Here is a 20,164-nt window from a genome sequence, read left to right on the forward strand (position 1 = left end):
GGAACGACCATGACAGCTACCCAGACCACGCCGCAGCAGCGCCGCGGCCGCGTGGGCGGGCCCTTCGCGGGCCGTTCGCTCAACGAGATCGGCCTGATCGCCGCGATCGTCGTGCTCTACATCGTCCTCGGCAGCACGGCGGCGGGCTTTCTGAGCCTCGACAACCAGCTCGGCATGCTGCGCGACGCCGCCACCGTCGGCATCGCCGCATGGGGCGTCACCCTCGTGATCATCGCGGGCGAGATCGACATCAGCATCGGCCCGGCCGTCGCGTTCTCCTCGGTGCTCGTCGCCAAGGGCGCCGCCGAATGGGGCCTCGGCATCCCACTGGCCGTCCTGCTCACCCTCGCCGCGGGCGCCGCGTGGGGCGGGCTCGCCGGCTGGCTGCGTGCCCGCTTCGACGTGCCGTCGTTCATCGCCACGCTCGGCATCTGGAGCGCGCTCGGCGGCCTCGGCCTCTACCTCACCGACGCGCTTCCCGTGGTGCTGCCCGAGAGCGGCCTCATGGACGTCCTCGGCGGCTCGATCCTCGGCATCCCCACGCCCGCGATCGTCATGGTGGTGCTGTTCTTCGTCTTCGCCTACGTCGCCCGCTACACCGGCTACGGCCGCTCCGTCTACGCGGTCGGCGGCAACGCCCCGGCCGCGCGCATGGCCGGCATCAACCTCTCCCGGGTGCGGGTGCTGCTGTTCGCCACCACCGGCCTGCTCTCGGCCATCACCGGTGTGCTGCTCGCCGCGCGGCTCGGCTCCGGCAACGGCGGGGCGGCGTCCGGCCTCGAGTTCGACGTGATCGCCGCCGTGGTGATCGGCGGCACCGCGCTCGCGGGCGGGCGCGGCACGATGCTGGGCACGCTGCTCGGCGTCGGCTTCATCACCGTGATCGGCAACGGGCTCGTGCTGCTCGGGGTGAACTCGTTCCTGCAGAACGTGGTGCGCGGTGTGATCATCGTGGCCGCCGTGCTCGTGAACGTGATCATCACCAAGCGGGCCCGCGCGACGAGGGAGACCTGATGAGCATGACGAGCGAGGGGACGCCGGTGACCGCCGACGTGATGACCGGCGTGTACCTGCCCGGCGACTCCACCGCGGTCCTGCGTGAGCTGGCCGTGCCGGAGCCGGGGCCGGGACAGGTGCTGATCGAGGTCGGCGCGTCGGGCATCTGCGGCTCCGACATCGGCTACATCTACCACGAGCACAAGGGACACCGCGGCGTGGACGGCCCCGCCTACCGCGGCGTGGTGGCCGGGCACGAGCCAGCTGGCCGGATCGTCGCCACCGGCCCCGGCTGCCGCCGCTTCGGCCCGGGCGACCGCGTGATCGTCTACCACATCGCCGGGTGCGGGCTGTGTGACAACTGCCGCCGCGGCTACTTCATCAGCTGCGGCTCACCCGAGCGCGAGTCCTACGGCTGGCAGCGCGACGGCGGGCACGCGCACTACCTGCTCGCCGAGGAGTCCACCTGCGTGCCGCTGCCCGATGGGCTGTCCTATGTGGATGGCGCGCTGATCGCGTGCGGCTTCGGCACCGCCTACGAGGGCCTGCGCCGCATCGGCGTCAACGGCGACGGCGATCTGCTCGTCGTGGGGCTCGGCCCCGTGGGATTGGCCGCGGGCATGATCGGCAAGGGCATGGGAGCCCGGCGCGTCGTCGGCGTCGAGGTGTCCCCGCAGCGCCGGGAGTGGGCCGGCGGGCTCGGGGTGTTCGACGCGACGCTCGCCCCCGAGCCGGACGCCGAGGCCACCGCCCGGCTCGTCGCCGACGCGCTCGGCGCGGCGGGCGCGCTGACCGCCATCGATTGCTCCGGCTCGCGCGCCGGCCGGTCCACGGCCATCGCCGGCGCCGCCGAATGGGGCCGCGTGTCGCTCGTCGGCGAGGGCGGCACCCTGGAGAGCGAGGTGTCGGATGCCCTGCTGCACAAGCAGCTGACGCTCCACGCGTCGTGGGTGACCTCGCTGCCCGCGATGGCCGAGCTGGCCGTGAACCTCGCCCGCTGGGGCCTGCGTCCGGAGCACGTCGTCAGCGACCGGTTCCCGCTCGCGCAGGCCGACGAGGCATACCGGCTCGCTGCCGGGGCCAGCAAGGGCAAGGTCGTGTTGCTCCCCTCGGAGGGACCGGGCCGGTGATCGAGTGGCAGGACGGCACCCCCGGCGTGGTGTGGCTCTCCAACGGAGCGCTGCGCCTCGGCATCGTGCCCGCGCTCGGCGGCCGGCTGCTGTCACTGTCCGGTGAGGACGGACGGGAACTGTTGTGGAGAAACGCCGAGCTGCTCACCGACGGGCTGCGCTTCCGGGACGGGCACGTGCACCGGCCGGTGTCGGGCGGCCTCGGCGACTGGGTCAACTACGGTGGCGACAAGACCTGGCCGGCGCCGCAGGGCTGGGACCGCGCCGACCAGTGGGCCGGCCCGCCCGACCCGGTGCTCGACTCCGGCCCCTACACCGTCACCACCGAGGAGAACGACGGCACCGCGGTAGTGACGCTCACCAGCGGCGACGAGCCGAGAACCGGTCTGCGCCTGCGGCGCCGCTTCGAGCTGCGGCACGGCGAGAACACCTACCGGCTCACCCTCTCGGCCCGCAACACCTCCGAGCGAGACGTGCGCTGGGCACTGTGGAACGTCACGCAGCTCGCCGCCGACGGCGAGGGCGGCACATACGTCGGCGGCCCCGAGCGCGTGACACGGTTGCTCGCCGGCACCGGCTACCCGGAGTGGGAGCGGCGCGGCGACGCGACGTTCGTGCCGCACCAGGACGTGGTGGGCAAGCTCGGCTTCCCCGCCGCGACCGGCTGGCTTGCCCACACCGCCGACGGCACCACCCTCACGCAGAGGTTCACCGTCGACGAGGCCGCCGAGTACCCAGACCAGGGCTCCCGCGTGGAGGTGTGGCTGGAACACCCGCTGCCCGAGCCGCTGGCGGAGCTGGGCGACCTGGACCCGCCCGCCCGCATCGTCGAGTGCGAGGTGCTGGGCCCGCTCACCACGCTGCGCTCGGGCGAGGAGACGACGCTGACGATCGACGTGGAGGTGCGCACATGCCCGACCTGAGCGGCAAGGTCGCCGTGATCACCGGTGGCGCGCAAGGGATCGGCGCCGCCACCGCGGAACGGCTCGCCGCCGACGGCGCCGCCGTCGCGGTGCTGGACCTCACCGACCCCGAGGCCACGATCGCGCGGATCACCGATGCGGGCGGCACCGCGATCGGCGTGCCCGGCGACGTCACCTCCGAGTCGGCGTGGGCACACGCCCTCGACCGGTGCCACGCGGAACTCGGCCAGGTGGACGTCCTGGTTAGCAATGCCTACACCGTCGACGTGTCCCCCGCGCACGAGACGAGCGTCGCGTCGTGGGAACGGCAGCTGTCGGTGAACCTCACGGGCACGTTCCTGGGCTTCACCGCGTGCCTTCCCGACCTGTCCCTCAACCGCGGCGGGTCCGTGGTGCTCACGTCGTCGGTGCACGCGCTCGTGGGCCTGCCCGGACGACCGGCCTACGCCGCGAGCAAAGCGGGCCTCACCGGGCTCGCCCGTCAGCTCGCCGTGGAGTACGGCACGGTACTGCGGGTCAACTCGGTGCTGCCGGGGCCGGTGCTCACGGCGGCGTGGGACGGCATCGGTGAGGCCGACCGGCGCCTGTCCGCCGAGCAGACCGCCGTGAAAAGGTTGGGGAAACCGGCCGAGGTCGCGGCCGCCATCGCCTTTCTGGCCAGTGACGACGCCTCGTTCATCACCGGCGCCGCGCTGACCGTGGACGGCGGCTGGAGCGTGTACAAGACCTCGTCGTGACGGGGGTAGAGCAGATGGGGAGGAGCGCCACATGAGCGGCTACAGCGGCCGCGGGGTGCACGGGCAGGTGGTCGCCGCGCTCGGCGCGCGCATCGTGTCGGGCGAGCTCGGCAGGGGAGACGTGATCGACCTCGCCGCGCTCGGCCGCGACCTGGACGTGAGCATGACCGCGCTGCGGGAGGCGATGAAGGTACTCGCCGCCAAGGGACTCGTGGAGGCGAGGCAGAAGCGCGGCACCTACGTGCGCGACCGCGAGCACTGGAACCTGCTCGACAGCGACGTGATCCGCTGGCGCAGCGAGGCCGGCGACACCGCCGCCGTGCTGCGTGACCTGGCCGAGGTGCGTGCCGTGGTGGAACCGGCCGTCGCGTCGATGGCGGCGCTGCGGCGCGACGAGCACGACCTCGCCGAGCTGGACGCCGCGATCGAGGAGATGCGGAGCGCGGTGGGCGCCGCGGCGGAGGTGGCGGCCGACCTGCGGTGGCACCGCGCGATGCTGCGCGCGACCCACAACGAGATGCTCGCCAGGATGGACGTGTTCATCGAACCCGCGCTGCGCCTGCGTGACGCGCTGGTGCACGAGAGCAGCGCCGACGACCCCGTGCCGAGTCACGCCGTCGTGGTTGAAGCGGTGCGCGGGCAGGACCCCGCCGCCGCGGCGGCGGCGATGACCTCGTTGCTGGAAAAGGCAGCCCAGGACGCCGCGGGCGTTCTCGGCGACAGCGGCGACGCCGAAGAGAAAGAGACAGTCAGCGAGTGAAGATCACCTCCGTAGAGACGTTCCTGGTGCCGCCGAGGTGGCTGTTCTGCCGCGTGGCGACCGACGAGGGCATCGTCGGGTGGGGCGAGCCCGTGGTGGAGGGCAGGGCCGAGACCGTCCGCGCCGCCGTCGACGAGCTGGCCGACCTCCTCGTTGGACAGGACCCCCGGCGCGTCGAAGACCTGTGGCAGCTGATGACCAAGGCCGCCTTCTACCGGGGCGGGCCGGTCCTTTCCAGCGCGGTCGCCGGGCTGGACCAGGCGCTGTGGGACATCCTCGGCAAGGTGCTCAGCGTGCCCGTGCACCAGCTGCTCGGCGGCGCCGTGCGCGACCAGGTGCGCGTCTACGGCTGGATCGGCGGCGACGAGCCCTCGGCGGTCGCCGAGGCCGCGGCCCGGCAGGTCGAGACCGGGCTGACCGCCGTGAAGATGAACGCCTCCGGCCGCGTCGGCCGCATGCCCAACCGGAACGAGGTCGACGGTGTGGTGGCGCGGCTGGCGGCCGTGCGCGAGGTCCTCGGCGACTCCCGCGACGTGGCCGTGGACTTCCACGGCCGCTTCGGCGTCGCCGCCGCGCGCAGGGTGATCCCCGAGCTCGCGCCGCTGCACCCGTTGTTCGTGGAGGAGCCGGTGCTGCCGGAGTACACGCACCGGCTCGGTGACGTCGTGGCCGCCTCCAACGTGCCCATCGCGTGCGGCGAGCGGCTGTACTCGCGCACCGACTTCCTGCCGGCGCTGCAGGCCGGGATCGCCGTCGCGCAGCCGGACCTCTCGCACGCGGGCGGCATCTCGGAGGTGCGCCGGATCGCGTCGCTCGCCGAGACCTTCGACGCACTCCTCGCACCACACTGTCCACTCGGGCCGATCGCGCTCGCCGCGAGCCTGCAGGTGGCGTTCGCGACGCCGAACTTCCTGATCCAGGAACAGAGCATCGGCATCCACTACAACACCGACGCCGAGCTGCTCGACTACGTGCTCGACCGTGCGCCGTTCGGCTTCCCCGAGGGCGTCATCCGCCGCTGGGAGGCGCCCGGCCTCGGCGTGGACATCGACGAGGACGCCGTCCGCGCCGCCGACGCGCGCGGGCACCGGTGGAGGCCGCCGGTGTGGCGGCACGACGACGGATCGTTCGCCGAATGGTGACGCGAGAGGAGAGACCCATGGACTTCAGCGAACTCCTGGCCCGCCACCGGCTGATGGCGATCGTCCGCGGCAGCGACCCGGCGGCGTGCGAGCGCACGGCCGAGGTGCTGGTGGAGTCCGGCGTCCGGCTGCTGGAGGTGTCGCTCACCTCCGCCGACGCCGTCGGCGTGCTCACCAGGATCTGCTCGAAACTCGGCGGAGGAGCCCACATCGGGGCGGGTACGGTGCTCACCGCCGAGGACGCCACGAAGACCCGGGACGCGGGCGCGACCTTCGCCGTGACCCCAGCGCTCGGCGAGGGCGTCGACGCGGCGCTGGAGCTGGGAATGCCGGTGCTGGCAGGTGCGATGACACCCACCGAGGTGCTCGCCGCGCACCGGGCCGGTGCCGCGGCGGTGAAGCTGTTCCCCGCGGGCAGCCTCGGCCCCGGCTACGTCAAGGCGCTCGGCGACCCGTTCCCCGGGCTCGGCCTGGTGCCCGTGGGCGGGGTCGGCCTCGCCGACGTGCGCGAGTACCTGAACGCGGGCGCGCTCGCGGTCGGCGTCGGCAGTCCGCTCGGCGGTGACGCCCCGCACGGCGGTGACCTCGACGCGCTGCGCGAGCGCGCCGCCCGGTTCGTGGCGGCCGCCCGTGGCTGAGGTGGTGACCCTCGGCGAGACGATGATGTCGCTGCGGGCCGAGGGAATGGTGCGGCTCGGCACGTCGTTCCGCTCGTCGATCGCCGGTGCGGAATCCAACGTCGCGATCGGGCTGTCCCGGCTCGGGCACCCGGTGCGCTGGCTCGGCCGAGTGGGGGCCGACGAACCGGGGGCGCTGGTGCTGCGGACGCTGCGCGCCGAGGGCGTCGACGTGTCCACAGTGGAACGAGACGACGAGGCGCCGACCGGACTGGTCCTGTTCGAGCAACGGCTACCGGACGTCACACGGGTGCAGTACCACCGCGCCGGGTCGGCGGGTTCGCGGCTCAGCGCGGCGGACGTCGCGCTCGGCGGTGACGTTCGCCTGGTGCACCTCACCGGCATCACCCCCGCGCTCGGCGACGGGCCCCGCGACGCCGTCGAGCGGGCTGTCGCGCGCGCCCGCGAGCTGGCAGCGACCGTGTCGTTCGACGTCAACCACCGCGCCCGCCTGTGGTCCGCGGCGGATGCGGCACCGGCGCTTACCCCGATCGCGCGGCGGGCCGACGTGGTGATCGGTTCGGCCGACGAACTGGAACTCGTGGGCGGCGTGGACGCATTGCTGGCGGCAGGTGTGCGCGAGGTGGTGACCAAACTGGGCGCCGACGGTGCCGCGGTGACCACGGCCGACGGTGAGCAGCGCGCGCCGGGCCACCGCGTGCCGGTGGTCGACTCGGTCGGCGCGGGCGACGCCTTCACCGCCGGATACCTGTCCGCGCTGCTCGATGGCCTCGACGTGCCCGGGCGGCTGGCCAGGGGCAACCGGACGGGCGCGTTCGCGGTCGCCACGGCCGGTGACTGGGAGGGCCTGCCCACGCGGGCGGAGCTGGATCTCGTGGCACTCGGGGAAGGAGCGGCGCTGCGATGAGCGGAAACTGGACGGCGTGGCCGGGGGAACGCTTCGGCCTCGGCGAGGGGCTGCGCCAGGTCGGCGACCGGATGCTCATGGTCGACATCCTCACCGGACGGCTGCTGGAGCTGCCAGCCGACGGCGAACCCCGCGTGCTGCTCCGGCTGGACGTGCCGCTCGGCGCCGTGGCACCACGGCAAGGCGGAGGCTGGATCGCCGCGGCGGGAACCGGAATCGCCGTGCTCGGCGACACCGGCGTCGAGCAGTGGCTCTCCCGGCCCGAAGACGGTGCGGCCACGCCGATGCGGATGAACGACGGCGTGACCGATCCGCGCGGCCGCTTCTGGGCCGGGTCCATGGCCTACGACAACACGCCCGGCGCCGGGTCGCTGTACCGCGCCGATCCGGATGGGACGGTAACCCGCGTGCTCGGCGACCTCACCGTGCCCAACGGCCCGGCGTTCGACGCCGACGGCACCACGATGTACCTCGCCGACAGCGCACGCGGGGTCATCCACCGGTTCGCCGTCGATCCCGGCACCGGCGCGCTGGGCGAGCGAACCGAGTTCGCCACCGTCGCACAGGGCAGCCCGGACGGCATGACGGTGGATGCCGAGGGTTTCGTGTGGTCGGCGATCTGGGGCGCGGGCCGGGTTCACCGGTACTCGCCAGGGGGCTCGCTGGACCGGGTCGTCGACGTGCCCGCGCGGCAGCCGACGAGCGTGTGCGTGGTGGGGGAGCGGCTCGTCGTGACATCGGCGACGGTCGGCCTCGACGAGCCCGGCGAGTTCGACGGCGCCGTGCTGTCGATCCCGCTCGACGGCTGATCGATCCAACAACTCCGGACACTCGATGCCGGGGTGGGACTGTGGGATCCTGTCGGGTGAACCGAGCGGAGGGACCACACCGTCATGCTGGCGAGCCAACGGCGAACGCGGATCCTCGAGGAAGTCCGGCGTAGCGGTGCCGTGCGAGTCAGCGCGCTGGTGGCCAACCTCGGCGTCTCCGACATGACCATCCGTCGCGATCTCGAGGTCCTCGCGCAGGAAGGGCAGCTGCGCAAGGTGCACGGTGGCGCGGTGCTGCCCGGTGGGCGCAGCACCGAGGAGCCCGGCTTCGCGGCGAAGTCGAACCGGCAGAACGCCGAGAAGGAGGCGATCGCCACCGCGGCGCTGCGGCTCGTCGAACCCGGGATGGCGCTCGGACTCTCGGGCGGCACGACGACGTGGACGTTCGCGCGGCTGCTGCGCGACGTCCCCGACATCACCGTGGTGACCAACTCGGTGCAGGTGGCGGACCTGTTCTCCGGCCAGCCGAGGCCCGACCAGACCGTGGTGCTCACCGGAGGCATCCGCACACCCTCGGAGGCGCTCGTCGGACCGTTCGCGGTGGCGGCGATCCGCTCGGTGAACCTCGACCTGATGTTCCTCGGCGTGCACGGGATGGACCTGCGCAGCGGCTTCACCACGCCGAACCTGGTCGAGGCGGAGACCGACCGCGCGTTCGTCGAGGCGTCCCGGCGGTTCGTGGTGCTCGCCGACCACACGAAGTTCGGCGTGCTGGGCATCAGCACCATCGCCGGCATCGAGGCGGCCGACGTCCTCGTCACCGACTCGGGGCTGCCCGAAGAGGACCGCGCGGCGCTGCGCGAGCGCGTCGGCGAGCTGATCGTGGTGGACGCCGAGAGCACCAACGGCTCACCGGTGTAGCCGACCGCAGTGAAGGCCACCTTCACTGCGCTCAACGCAGTGAAGGTGGCCTTCACTGCCGCTGGCCTAACGGCGCTGCACGGTCGCCAGCCAGCGTTGGATGGTCACCACCACGAGCAGGATCGTTCCGCTGATCACCGCCTGCCAGTTGGAGTTCAGGGAGCCGACCTGGTTGATCACGTTCTTGATCACCTGCAGCAGCAGGACGCCGACGAGCGTGCCGAGGACGGTGCCCGCGCCGCCGGTCAGCAGCGTGCCGCCGAGCACCACCGCCGAGATCACCTCCAGCTCCATGCCCACACCGAGCACGGTCACACCCGACGACGTGTACGACGCCATCAGCAGCCCGCCCAGCCCGGCCAGCAGGCCCGACACCGTGTAGGCGATCACCTTCGTGCGCGCCACCGGCAGGCCCATGAGCTCGGCCGCGTCCTCCTGCCCACCCACCGCGAGCACCGTCGCCCCGTAGGACGTGCGGTGCAGCACGAGCCCGCCGAGGGCGAAGGCCACGAGCACGAACCACACCGGGTAACCGATGCCGAGCAGCTCGCCCTGGGCCAGCTCCCGGAACGCCGAGTCCGGCGGCACCTTGTACGTCGTGGCGCCCTCGTCGCTGATGAGCAGCAGCAGCCCCCGCGCGAACAGCAGGCCCGCGAGGGTGACGATGAACGCCGGCAACCCGCCCCGCGCGATCACCAGCCCCTGCACCAGGCCGATCAGCCCGCACACGCCCAGCGGCAGCAGGATCGCCGCCCACGTGCCATGCCCCGCGCCCCACGCCGCCAGCACGCCGCCGAGCGCGAACACCGACCCCACCGAGAGGTCGATGCCGCCGGACATGATCACGAACGTCATCCCCAGCGCCACCACGGCGAGGAACGACGCCTGCAGCGCGATGTTCGACAGGTTGCCCGTCGTGCCGAAGGTGTCGAAGGAGAACGTCGCGGCGAGCACCACCGCCGCCAGGATCACCAGCGCGCCCTGGCGCTGCGCGAGCCGCGCCAGCCGGGCCCTCGGGCTCGCCGGAGCCGACTCCTCCCTGGAGACCGTCGTGGTCATCGTCGTGCCCTCCTGCGGCCCAGCTGCACGTAGACCGCGGCGACCACGATCACCGCCTGCGCGATCTGCGCCGTCGAATCGGGAATGTCGTGGAAGATGAGGGTCGCCGTGATCAGCTGCATCAGCAGCGCGCCCGCGATAGTGCCCGCGATGCGCACCTGCCCGCCCGACAGCGGCGTCCCGCCGATCACCACCGCCGTGATCGCCGACAGCTCCACCAGCAGTCCCACCTTGGTCGGGTCGCTGGCCTGCGACCGCGCGGCCAGCAGCACTCCCGCCAGCGCCGCCAGCAGTCCACACAGGACGTAAGTCGTGACGAGGACCCGGCGCACCGGCAGGCCGGCCAGCTCCGCCGCGCGCTTGTTGCCGCCGATGGCCACGAGCTGTCTGCCGTAGGTCGAGCGGCGCACGAGGAACCACACCAGCGCCGCCACGGCAGCCGCGATCAGCACCACGTAGGGGATGCCGAGCACGCTCCCCGAGCCCAGCGCCACGACTCCCGGATCGCGGATGCTCTTGATCTCGCCCCCGAAGAGGTTCGCCAGTCCACGGCCGGCGACCATGATCCCGAGCGTCGCGATGATCGGCTGCACCCCGATCCTGCCGACGAGGATCCCCGCGACCGCACCGCTGATCGCCCCGGCGAGCACCGCGATCCCGACCGCGACCCCCGTGCCGTAGCCGATGTAGAGCGGGATCAGCGACGCCGCGATCGCCATCACCGCGCCGACGGACAGGTCGATGCCCTCGGTGCCGATCACCAGCGCCATACCGAGCGCGACGATCAGCACCGGCGTCACCTGGATCAGCTGCAGTCGCAGGGTGTTCTCGCTGACGAAGTTGTCGGTGACGGCCACGTTGATCAGCACCAGCAAAGCCAGCGCCACGTACACGCCGTTGCGGCGGATCCAGTCGGCGTCGGTCCGGAGTCCCCGCCGCGTGCGCGGTTCCGGTGGGGCGATCGTGCCGTCACTCATCGCCGTCCTCCGCTCGCCGCCTGCCGCCCGCGAGCGCCGCGAGCAGCGCCGAGGTGGTCTTGTGCTCCCCGGTCAGCTCACGGGCGACCGCGCCGTCGTGCAGCACGAGGATCCGGTCGGCGCCCTCCACCAGCTCGTCCAGCTCGCTGGAGATGAGCACGACGGCGAGCCCGTGCCCGGCCAGCTCGTCGATGAGCGCCTGAACCTCGGCCTTGGCGCCCACGTCGATGCCGCGCGTGGGCTCGTCGAGCAGGAACACCTTCGGCTCGGTGCACAGCCACCGCGCCATCAGCACTTTCTGCTGGTTGCCGCCGGAGAGCTCGCGCACCTTCTGCGCCGGGCTCGCGGCCTTGATGCGCAGCCGTCGCATGAACGTCTCCACGAGCGCGTCGATCCGCCGCTCCGACACCAGCCCCGCGCGGGAGAACCGGGGCAGCACGGCCAGCGCTATGTTGTCCCGCACCGACAGCTCGGGCACGATGCCCTCGGCCTTGCGGTCCTCCGACAGCAGCGCGATCCCGGCGCGCAGGGCGTGGCGCACCGAGTTGGGCCGCACCCGCCTGCCGCCGACCTCGACCGTGCCGCCGCGGACCGGCAGGGCGCCGTACACGGCCTTGACGGTCTCGCTGCGGCCGGAGCCGAGCAGCCCGCCGAGGCCGACCACCTCACCGGGCCGGACGCGCAACCCGATGCCGTGCAGCCGGTTGCGCACGTCGATCCCGCTGACGGTGAGCACGGGCTCGACCGCCTGCCGGTGGGTGTCGCCGAACTCGGTGGCGCCCTCGATGGCCACCTCCGCGACATCTCGGCCGAGCATCGCCGCCACCAGGCTCACCCTGTCCAGCCCGGCCATCGGTCCCGTGTGGACGTGCTGCCCGTCGCGCAGCACGGTGACCCGGTCGCACAGCTCCCACAGCTCGTCCAGCCGGTGTGACACGAACACCAGCCCCACCCCGCGGGAGCGCAGGTTGCGCGCCACCTCGAACAGGGTCGCCACCTCCCGCGCCTCCAGCGACGATGTCGGCTCGTCCATGATCACGACCCTGGACTCCACCGACATCGCCCTGGCCAGCGCCACCATCTGCTGCACGCCCAGTCCGAGCCTGCCGAGCTCCGCGGTCACGTCCACGTCCACGCCGAGCGAGCCCACCAGCTCCGCGGCCGCCCGGTTCATCGCGGCGGTGTCGACCAGGCCCCACCGGGTGCGCGGCTCGCGGCCCAGGAAGACGTTGCGTGCCACCGAGAGCAGCGGCACGAGGTTGATCTCCTGGTAGACCGTCGAGATCCCGGCTCGTTGCGCGTCCGCGGGCCGGTCGAAGGCGACCTCGGCGCCCGCGAAGCGGATCGTGCCCGCGTCCGGGCGGTGAACGCCCGTCAGCAGCTTGATGAGTGTGGACTTCCCCGCGCCGTTCTCGCCAACGAGCGCGTGGATCTCGCCCAACTGCAGGGCGAAGTCCACGGCCCGCAGCGCGTGCACGGGACCGAAGGACTTCGACAGCCCCTCGGTCTCGAGCACGGGCACGGTGCCGGTGGCCGGCGGCGGTGCGGTGCCGGCAGGACTCACCGTCACGTCAACCCCTAGAAGGCGTTGCCGAGGTTGGCCTCGGCGTTGTCCCGGTTGTACTCGTCGTCGGAGATGATCACGTCCTCCGGGATCGCCTCGCCTGCGTAGAACTTCCGAGCCGTCTCGAACGCCAGCGGCCCGAACCTGGGGTTGGACTCGATCACGGCGTTGATCTGGCCGTCGACGATGGCCTGCACGGCGTTGCGGGTGCCGTCGATGGAGACGATCTTGACGTCCTCACCGGGCCGCTTGCCCGCCGCCTGCACCGCCGTCACCGCGCCAAGTGCCATCTCGTCGTTGTGCGCGTAGATCGCGGTGATGTCCGGGTTGGACTGCAGCAGTTGCTCGGCCACGGCCTGGCCCTCGTCGCGTGCGAAGTTGGCGGTCTGCTCGGCGACGATCTCCAGCCCAGGGTATTGCGCCCGCACCCGCTCCTTGAACCCGGCGTTGCGGTCGTCGGTGACGTTGTTGCCGGACGAGCCGAGCAGGATCGCGACCTTCGCGGTGCCGCCCGTGGCGTCGTTGAGGGCGTCGGCGGCGCGCCTGCCCTGGTCCTCGAAGTCGGAGCCGAGGAAGGCGACGTAGTCCTCGCAGTGGGTGTTGGTCACCTTCCGGTCGATCGTCAGCACCGGCACGCCAGCCCGCTTCGCGGCGGTCAGCGCGGGGTCGAGCCCATCGGAGTTGACGGGCGCGACGATGAGGAAGTCCGCGCCCTGGTTCAGCAGGTTCTGGATGTCGGCGATCTGTTTGGGCAGCTCGTTGTTGGCGTTGGTGACGAGCAGGTCCCTCACCCCGGCCTCCGTGGCGGCCTCGCGGATCGACTTGGTCTCGGCCGCGCGGAACGCCGCGGTGTCCGGTTCGGACTGCGAGAAGCCGACCACCGCGTTCCTCAGGTCCAGCTTCTCCGCGCCGTAGTCCTGCAGCGTGCAGCCGTCGCCGGAGCTCTCCTTGACGACCTGGCCGTCGCCTCCGCCCGCGGGGGAGGGTGCCGCGCCCGACTGGTCGTCACCCGGGTTGGTGCACGCGGACAGCACGGCGCCGAGCGCCGCGGCGGAAGCGAGCACGCGCCACGAACGAGGAATGGTCGTGCGTGCCATGACGAACTCCTTTGTTCAGCCGATCAGAAACAGCACGAAGGAAGGGCCCCTGGGCGGACCCGCACGCGGGTCCGCCCAGGGGAGGGATCACTCGCCTGCCGCGAGCCTTGCGACCTCGTCGTCGGACAGTGCCCGGTCGAAGACGCGGACGTCGTCGACGTCGCCACGCAGGTGGTCGACCTGGTTGCCGCCGTACTCGGCCCGCCCGATCACGGTGTTGCCGGTGGAGGCCGCCGCGCCGCACGCGCCGCGCTCGTCGACCTTCACTCCGTCGACGAAGAGCTCCACGGTGCCCGCCTTGGCGTCCCGGACGCCGGTCAGGTGGTACCAGCGGCCCGGCTCCGGCTTGGTGGGCGAAAGGGCCCGCAGGCCCACGAAGCTCATCGCCCAGCGCTGGTCCTGCCCGGAGTACTGCAGGAAGAACGCGCTGTTGCTGCCGGTGTCCTGGCTGACCACGGTCTGGAAGCCGCCGTCGGCGACGTCGAGCTTCGCCCACGCGGACACCGTGTAGCTGCCCGCGGTGTCGACCAGTGACGCCCCGGTGTCGGCCTGGCCGCCGCCGTTGAACGACAGCGCCCCGCCCTGCACGCCGGTGGTCCATTCACCACCGGTCACGGTGGCGTCGGTGTCACCGACGGCATCGGCCGCCGTGGTGCCGCTGCCCTCGTCGAACTTGTAGGCGTGCACCCCGGACAGCCCGGGTGTGCCCGGCCCCGGATCGGGACCGCCGCCACCGCTGCCGTCGGCCTCCCTGATGATCTCCTCGTTGATGGCCCGCACCCGGTCGAAATCCATCTTCGCGACCTGCCGGTCGTAGGTGAAGAAGCCGTTCACCTCGTGCTCGACGTCGGTGATCTGCGTGTAGATCGCCCCGCTGATCGCGCAGTTGCGGGCCGCGGCGAGTACCTCCCGCTGGTTGGCGACGTAGGCCTCGGTCAGACTCTCGGAGTCGGGCCGCATCTCGTAGGCGTGGCCCTCGCCGAACCACATGTGGCCCTCGACCTCGAGACCATAACCGCCGTGTTCGCCGTCGATCGACACGCGGTTCGCGTCCGGCGTCGGCTTGGCGGGGCCGGGGTAGGCGTGCCAGTCGATCACGTCGCCGCGGCCGGAGTCACCCAGCGAGGCGCAGCAGTTGACCCCGCTGTGCGCGTTGACGAGCCGCGTCGGGTCCTGTGCCTTGACCTCGTCGGCGATCCGCCCGGTGGCCTCGCGCGACCACTCGCCCCAGCCCTCGTTGAACGGCACCCAGCCGATGATCGAGGTCCAGTTCTTCTTCTCCTCGACCAGCTCGCGCAGTTCGGTCTCGAACTGCCGCTGGGCGTCGACGGGCGGTCGCCCGCCCGTCTTCATCGACGGCATGTCCTGCCACACCAGCAGGCCCAGCCGGTCGGCGTGGTAGTACCAGCGGTCCGGCTCGGTCTTGATGTGCTTGCGGACCGTGTTGAACCCGAGGACCTTGTGCTGTTCGAGGTCGAACCGCAGCGCCTCGTCGGTCGGCGCGGTGTAGATGCCGTCGGGCCAGTAGCCCTGGTCCAGAGTGGACATCAGGAACAGGACCTCGCCGTTGAGCGTGATCCGCTTCCTGCCGTCCTCGCCCTCGACCATGCCGATCTCGCGCATGCCGAAGTAGGACGAGACCCGGTCGATCACCCGGCCCCGGTCCTTGAGCACCACGTCGAGGTCGTAGAGGAACGGCGAGTCCGGAGACCAGAGCTTCGCCCTGGGCACGGGGACCCGCAGCGGCTCGTCGGCGGCGCCGCGGGTGCGGCTGACGGTGCGCTTGCCGTCCCGGACAGTGGCCTCCACGGTCAGCCTGCCGCCCTCGCCACCGGTGTGAACGGTCAGGCCGAGCGTGCCGGTGTCGATGTCCGGCACCATCCCGAGGGTGTCGACGTGGGAGCGGGCGACGGGCTCCATCCAGACCGTCTGCCAGATGCCGGACGCGCCCTCGTAGAAGATCCCGCGGTCGGGGACGTTGCGCTGCTTGCCGACCGGCTGCCACGTGGCGTCCGTGCGGTCCTCGACGCCGACCACGATCTCCTGCTTGCCGTGGGGCTTCAGCGCGTCGGTGACGTCGGCGCTGAACGCGCCGAAGCCGCCCTGGTGCGTGGCGACCTCCTGCCCGTTGACCCAGACGGTGGCCTTGTAGTCGACGGCGCCGAAGTTGATCCGCAGCGCCTTGTCCTTGCCGACGCGCCAGTCGCGGGGCACCTCGAACGTGCGGCGGTACCACATGTGGTCCTCGTGCCGCTGGATGCCGGACAGCGCGGATTCGGTGGGATAGGGCACCAGGATGCGTTCGGCGAGGCCCTGCCCGAACGGCGGGGCCTCGCCCTCGGTGGCGCCGGCGAACTCCCAGACGCCGTTGAGGTTGCGCCATTCGTCACGGGCCAGCTGCGGTCTCGGGTACTCCGGCAGCGCGTTGGCCGGCGAGACGTCGGCGGTCCACGGGGTGACCATCCTCGGCTCGCCCATCTCCCAGCCGGGAGTGGTCTGGGCCTGTGCGGGCGCGGAGACGCCGGCGGCCAGCAGCAGCGCCGACAGCGCCGCCGTCACGGACGTCCTGCGGGCACCGCCTCGGTGTCTTCGAGTCAGTGGTGCGAGTGACAGCACAGTCGAACACCCTTCTCGGGGGGACCGGGCCAGCGGGTCGCTGGCGCCACGACACCGGGGCCACCGTGTTCACGCGAACGCGACCCCGGTGTGAAGCAGTTCACACACTTTGCGTGATGGTGTCAACACTTGCGACCAAACTCGCGCAAGGTTCAACACCAATCGCGCAGTGCCCCGCGCTACCGGCGCACTCTGCGTAGCGGTGAGCGGCGGAGCCACGTAGATCATGCGCCCGTTTGCCCGCTCGCCCAGGGGAACGCGGTTCTGACATGCTGACTGTTCGATTTTGTTGCTTCGTGATCGAACGCGGAGCCCGCTCGTCCAACGTGCGCAGCCCGAGGAGCAGTGACCCGTGAAGAGGACGATCACCACGCTGGCCGACGGCCGCGAGCTGCTGTACTTCGACATCGACGACACCAGCGACACCTCCGTGGACCGGCGGCCCGACTCGCGGATGCTGCCGCCGGTGAGCACGTCCTCCCAGCTGCGCCTCGACCCACTGCTCGACGAGTGGGTCATGATGGCCGCCCACCGGCAGGACCGCACCTTCCAGCCGCCGGAGGAGAACTGCCCGCTGTGCCCCTCCGGGCCCGGCAGGCAGACGGAGATCCCCTCGGCCGGATACACGGTCGCGATCTTCGAGAACCGCTTCCCGAGCCTGTCCACCGGCGCCGACCCCGCGCCCGTCGGCAGCGGCCATCCGCTCGTGCCGGTGCGGCCGGGATACGGACGGTGCGAGGTCGTTTGCTTCACGAGCGACCACCATGCGCGCTTCGCTGACCTCACCACCGAGCAGGCCGCGCTCGTAATGGACGCCTGGGCCGACCGCACCGAGCAGCTGTCCACACTGGACGATATCGAGCAGGTGTTCTGCTTCGAGAGCAGGGGAGCGGAGATCGGCGTGACGCTCGGGCACCCGCACGGGCAGATCTACGCCTACCCGTTCGTGACGCCGAGGACCCGCCGGATGCGAGAGGTCGCGAGGGCCTACCGCGAGCGCACGGGCGGCGACCTCCACGCCGACGTCGTCGCCGCCGAGCGCGCGGCGGCCTCGCGGCTGCTCGCCGAGACCGCGCACTGGGTTGCGTTCGTGCCCGCCGCCGCGCGCTGGCCGGTGGAGGTACACGTGTACCCGCTGCGGCGCGTGCGGTCCATCCCGGAGCTGACACCCGCCGAGCGCGCGGACTTCGCGGCCGTGTACCTCGATCTGCTGCGGCGGTTCGACCGGCTCTACGACGCGCCGCTTCCCTACATCGCGGCATGGCACCAGGGGCCCGTCACCGACGACGAGGACCTCGGGTACCTGCACCTGCAGGTGTTCTCAGTGCGACGCACGGCCGACAAGCTGAAGTACCTCGCCGGCTCGGAGTCGGGCATGGGCGCGTTCATCACCGACGCGCTTCCCGAGGACGTCGCGCGCCGACTTCGCGAGGTGTAGCGGTTTCTCGCCGTCCCGCCTGCGCCGCGAGTGCCGTAGAGTTCGCAGCGCAGGCGGCGGAACGGGGACCCAGTGAAGGCCCAGAGACCGGCAGACCTGAACGGTGCCGACCCGCACGAGCGGCTGACCACGCTGGCCGCGGTCGTCGAGCGCCAGCAGCGCGAGCTCGAGGAGCTGCGACACCGGCAGGCCGCCCGCGAGATCGTGTGCCTCGCTGAGGGCGTGCTCGTCGAGCGACTGCACTGCACCCCCGCGGAGGCGGCCGCGTACCTGCGTGACCTCGCGGCGCGCACCGGCGTGAAGGCCGTCGAGCTGGCCGCCGACCTCATCGGGGAGCCGGTCGGCGCGGGCAGGCTCCGGTTCGCGGATGGTGAGGCCGGGCCGCGACCGGCGCGGCCTCCCGAGGTGCCCGACGAGCCGGCGGGGGAGCGGCGCGAACTGGGCGACGCGCTGCTGGCGCAGGTGCTGCAGCTGGCCGGCGCCGCGGCCGCCGCGCTGTGGCAGCTGCAACCCGACGGTGCTCTGGAGTTCGTCGCGGGGTCGGGACTCAGCGCGCTGGAGACGAGCCGATGGCGGCGCATCCCGCCCCAGCTTGACTCCTTCGCGCAGCGCGTGGCCGAGCGGGGACAGCCGTTGTGGCTGGCCGGTTCGCTGCCCGTCGCCGAGCGGCCGCTCAGTCCGTGGGCGGGCGGCGCGCGGGCGGTGCTGCCCGTGCGTGGCCCTGCCGCGCTGCTGGGGGTGCTGGAGGTCGTGTGGTCGGGAGAGGAGCACACCGTGCCACCGAGCGTGCGGCGCAGGCTGACGACGCTGGCCGACGTCACCGCGCACGTGCTCGCCTCGAGCTTCGTGGCCGGTGGCCGCACGCCGTCCGGGCGGCCGGAGAACGCGTGGCTCGGAGCCGTGCTCGACGATGGGCTGCTGGTGCAGCCCTTGCCCGGCGTGCGCGGTGAGCCGGTGGACTTCGAGATCACCCACGTGGCGGCCGGCTTCACCGACCCCGCGGGCCGGACACACCGGCAGCTCGCCGGCCTGAGCCTCGTGCGCGCCTACCCGATGCTCGCCGCGTACGGCATCGTCGACCGCGCGGCGGAGGTGCTGCGCACCGGCGTGCCCTGCCGCCTCGAGCGCATCCCGTCGAGCGCGACGGGGGAGGCCGCGGGCGCGGCCGAGGTTACCGTGCGGATCGTGCCGTTCCTCGACGGCCTGCTCGTCGACTGGCGCCCCGGGACGGACGCCGACCAGCTCGCCTCACTGCTGAGCGACATCCAGCGCCTCGGCGGGCTGGGCGGGTGGGAGCACAGCCTCGTCACCGGCGAGACGACGTGGACGGACCAGACGTTCGTGCTGTTCGGGATCGCACGCTCGGAGGGTGCGGTCGGCTGGACGGACCTCATCGCCAAGGTCCATCCGGAGGACACGCCCATTGTCGAGCACTTCCAGGCGACGCTGTTGCACCGCCGCCCCGTGACCGCGACGTTCCGGTTGATCCGCCCCGAGGGGACGGTCCGGCAGGTTCGGGCTCACGGCGAACCCATCGTCGCCGACAACGGCGCGCTGGTGGCGGTGCGCGGGATCTACCAGGACCTCTCCGCGCAGTACCACAGTCAGGTCGCGCTGGCCGCCACGCAGGACCGCCTCGCCGACACCGAGCAACGGGCCCGGCAGCAGTACCGGATCGTCCGCGAGCTACAACACGCGATCATGCCGGTGGCCGCGGGGCCGGTGCACGTCGCCGGGCTCGACATCGCCGTGCGCTACCGGCCCGCCGAATCCGAGCACGCCGTGGGCGGCGACTGGTACGACGTCGTGGCACTGCCGGGCGACCAGGCCCTGCTGGTGATCGGCGACGTGGCCGGGCACGGCATCGACGCCGCGCAGGGCATGGTGGCGCTGCGCAACGCGTTGCGTGGCCTGGCTTGCACCGGCGCGGGCCCGGGGCAGCTGCTGGCCTGGCTCAACGCCACCACGTTCACCAACGGCCGGATCAACGGCACCGTGCTGTGCGGACTGTACGACCCGGCGGCGCGGCGACTCCGCTGGGCACGGGCGGGCCATCTGCCGCCGGTGCTGGTGCGGGACGGCGGCGCCGACGTTCTCGCGGAGCCGCACGGGATGATGCTGGGCGCGGATCCGGACGCCGCCTTCGAGGAGACCACGACGGTGCTGCGGGAGGGCGACACGCTGGTGCTCTACACCGACGGTTTGATCGAACGCCGGGGCGTGCTGCTCGACGAGAGCCTCGACCGGCTCGCGCGCGTCGCGGCCGAGGGCGACAGTGACGTCGAGCGGTTCAGCGACCGGTTGCTCGGCCACGCGACGGCGGACACGGACGACGACACCTGCCTCATCGTGATCCGTGTTCCCGGCGGCCCGCGCCGCTGAGGCCCCCCGGGATCCCGGGCTAGAGGCGCATCCTGAGCCGCTGTAGGCGACCCGCAGTGAAGGCCACCTTCACTGCGTTCAACGCAGGCATGGTGGCCTTCACTGCG

At 72.2% G+C, this 20,164-nt stretch carries 17 protein-coding genes; 12 read left to right on the forward strand and 5 right to left on the reverse strand.

Annotated features, from left to right (window positions below):
- The first annotated feature begins 9 nt into the window (after positions 1-9).
- The 10 genes from DI005_RS10125 to DI005_RS10170 all read left to right on the forward strand — a co-directional run bounded on the left by DI005_RS10125 (position 10) and on the right by DI005_RS10170 (position 8,924).
- Positions 10-1,014, forward strand: a complete 1,005-nt coding sequence (locus DI005_RS10125) for an ABC transporter permease (protein ID WP_112270329.1) — start codon at positions 10-12, stop codon at positions 1,012-1,014.
- A complete protein-coding gene (locus DI005_RS10130) occupies positions 1,014-2,126 on the forward strand; it encodes a zinc-binding dehydrogenase (protein ID WP_113641952.1) in 1,113 nt (370 codons plus the stop codon). Before DI005_RS10125 ends, DI005_RS10130 begins: the two co-directional genes overlap by 1 nt.
- Entirely contained in the window at positions 2,123-3,049 is a 927-nt protein-coding gene (locus DI005_RS10135) for a DUF4380 domain-containing protein (RefSeq protein ID WP_158559800.1), read from the forward strand. Before DI005_RS10130 ends, DI005_RS10135 begins: the two co-directional genes overlap by 4 nt.
- Positions 3,037-3,786, forward strand: a complete 750-nt coding sequence (locus DI005_RS10140; RefSeq protein ID WP_113641954.1) for an SDR family NAD(P)-dependent oxidoreductase — start codon at positions 3,037-3,039, stop codon at positions 3,784-3,786. Before DI005_RS10135 ends, DI005_RS10140 begins: the two co-directional genes overlap by 13 nt.
- Before the next feature lie 31 nt (positions 3,787-3,817).
- A complete protein-coding gene (locus tag DI005_RS10145) occupies positions 3,818-4,546 on the forward strand; it encodes a FadR/GntR family transcriptional regulator (RefSeq protein ID WP_112270337.1) in 729 nt (242 codons plus the stop codon).
- Entirely contained in the window at positions 4,543-5,688 is a 1,146-nt protein-coding gene (gene dgoD / locus DI005_RS10150) for a galactonate dehydratase (protein ID WP_112270339.1), read from the forward strand. Before DI005_RS10145 ends, dgoD begins: the two co-directional genes overlap by 4 nt.
- Positions 5,689-5,705: 17 nt before the next feature.
- Positions 5,706-6,326 carry a bifunctional 4-hydroxy-2-oxoglutarate aldolase/2-dehydro-3-deoxy-phosphogluconate aldolase gene (locus DI005_RS10155; RefSeq protein WP_113641955.1) on the forward strand — a complete coding sequence of 207 codons (621 nt, stop codon included), beginning with the start codon at positions 5,706-5,708 and terminating at the stop codon, positions 6,324-6,326.
- On the forward strand, positions 6,319-7,233 hold the full coding sequence (locus DI005_RS10160; protein ID WP_113641966.1) for a sugar kinase: 915 nt from the start codon (positions 6,319-6,321) through the stop codon (positions 7,231-7,233). Before DI005_RS10155 ends, DI005_RS10160 begins: the two co-directional genes overlap by 8 nt.
- Complete coding sequence (locus DI005_RS10165; protein WP_113641956.1) at positions 7,230-8,042, forward strand: SMP-30/gluconolactonase/LRE family protein; 813 nt, start codon at positions 7,230-7,232, stop codon at positions 8,040-8,042. The genes DI005_RS10160 and DI005_RS10165 overlap by 4 nt, the downstream gene beginning before the upstream one ends.
- 84 nt (positions 8,043-8,126) lie before the next feature.
- Positions 8,127-8,924 (forward strand): DeoR/GlpR family DNA-binding transcription regulator, encoded by a 798-nt coding sequence (locus DI005_RS10170; RefSeq protein WP_112270346.1) that lies wholly within the window; start codon positions 8,127-8,129, stop codon positions 8,922-8,924.
- 66 nt (positions 8,925-8,990) lie between these two features.
- Here DI005_RS10170 and DI005_RS10175 read toward each other — a convergent pair whose 3' ends face one another.
- The 5 genes from DI005_RS10175 to DI005_RS10195 form a co-directional block, all read right to left on the reverse strand.
- Positions 8,991-9,983, reverse strand: coding sequence for an ABC transporter permease (locus DI005_RS10175; RefSeq protein WP_113641957.1), 993 nt, complete (start codon positions 9,981-9,983; stop codon positions 8,991-8,993).
- The gene (locus tag DI005_RS10180) at positions 9,980-10,960 is read right to left on the reverse strand and encodes an ABC transporter permease (RefSeq protein ID WP_112270350.1); all 981 of its coding nucleotides are present in this window, start codon (positions 10,958-10,960) and stop codon (positions 9,980-9,982) included. Before DI005_RS10180 ends, DI005_RS10175 begins: the two co-directional genes overlap by 4 nt.
- Complete coding sequence (locus DI005_RS10185) at positions 10,953-12,530, reverse strand: sugar ABC transporter ATP-binding protein (protein ID WP_233520073.1); 1,578 nt, start codon at positions 12,528-12,530, stop codon at positions 10,953-10,955. The genes DI005_RS10180 and DI005_RS10185 overlap by 8 nt, the downstream gene beginning before the upstream one ends.
- Before the next feature lie 8 nt (positions 12,531-12,538).
- A complete protein-coding gene (locus DI005_RS10190) occupies positions 12,539-13,621 on the reverse strand; it encodes an ABC transporter substrate-binding protein (protein WP_112270352.1) in 1,083 nt (360 codons plus the stop codon).
- Between the two features lie 87 nt (positions 13,622-13,708).
- Positions 13,709-16,180 carry a LamG-like jellyroll fold domain-containing protein gene (locus DI005_RS10195; protein ID WP_113641958.1) on the reverse strand — a complete coding sequence of 824 codons (2,472 nt, stop codon included), beginning with the start codon at positions 16,178-16,180 and terminating at the stop codon, positions 13,709-13,711.
- A gap of 409 nt (positions 16,181-16,589) precedes the next feature.
- On the opposite strand from DI005_RS10195, the gene galT reads away from it, so the two are divergent.
- Positions 16,590-17,675 carry a galactose-1-phosphate uridylyltransferase gene (gene galT, locus DI005_RS10200; RefSeq protein WP_113641959.1) on the forward strand — a complete coding sequence of 362 codons (1,086 nt, stop codon included), beginning with the start codon at positions 16,590-16,592 and terminating at the stop codon, positions 17,673-17,675.
- A gap of 72 nt (positions 17,676-17,747) precedes the next feature.
- The gene (locus tag DI005_RS10205) at positions 17,748-20,057 is read left to right on the forward strand and encodes a SpoIIE family protein phosphatase (protein ID WP_113641960.1); all 2,310 of its coding nucleotides are present in this window, start codon (positions 17,748-17,750) and stop codon (positions 20,055-20,057) included.
- Positions 20,058-20,164 lie beyond the last annotated feature (107 nt).

The sequence above is a fragment of the Prauserella sp. PE36 genome, from assembly GCF_003311655.1.
GTDB lineage: Bacteria > Actinomycetota > Actinomycetes > Mycobacteriales > Pseudonocardiaceae > Prauserella_A > Prauserella_A endophytica.

What these genes read in the sequence shown, in the direction of transcription:
- DI005_RS10125 (WP_112270329.1), top strand. Translation starts at nt 10, where the DNA reads ATGACAGCTACCCAGACCACGCCGCAGCAGCGCCGCGGCCGCGTGGGC.
- DI005_RS10130 (WP_113641952.1), top strand. Translation starts at nt 1,014, where the DNA reads ATGAGCATGACGAGCGAGGGGACGCCGGTGACCGCCGACGTGATGACC.
- DI005_RS10140 (WP_113641954.1), top strand. Translation starts at nt 3,037, where the DNA reads ATGCCCGACCTGAGCGGCAAGGTCGCCGTGATCACCGGTGGCGCGCAA.
- DI005_RS10145 (WP_112270337.1), top strand. Translation starts at nt 3,818, where the DNA reads ATGAGCGGCTACAGCGGCCGCGGGGTGCACGGGCAGGTGGTCGCCGCG.
- DI005_RS10155 (WP_113641955.1), top strand. Translation starts at nt 5,706, where the DNA reads ATGGACTTCAGCGAACTCCTGGCCCGCCACCGGCTGATGGCGATCGTC.
- DI005_RS10165 (WP_113641956.1), top strand. Translation starts at nt 7,230, where the DNA reads ATGAGCGGAAACTGGACGGCGTGGCCGGGGGAACGCTTCGGCCTCGGC.
- DI005_RS10170 (WP_112270346.1), top strand. Translation starts at nt 8,127, where the DNA reads ATGCTGGCGAGCCAACGGCGAACGCGGATCCTCGAGGAAGTCCGGCGT.
- DI005_RS10175 (WP_113641957.1), bottom strand. Translation starts at nt 9,983, where the DNA reads ATGACCACGACGGTCTCCAGGGAGGAGTCGGCTCCGGCGAGCCCGAGG.
- DI005_RS10180 (WP_112270350.1), bottom strand. Translation starts at nt 10,960, where the DNA reads ATGAGTGACGGCACGATCGCCCCACCGGAACCGCGCACGCGGCGGGGA.
- DI005_RS10190 (WP_112270352.1), bottom strand. Translation starts at nt 13,621, where the DNA reads ATGGCACGCACGACCATTCCTCGTTCGTGGCGCGTGCTCGCTTCCGCC.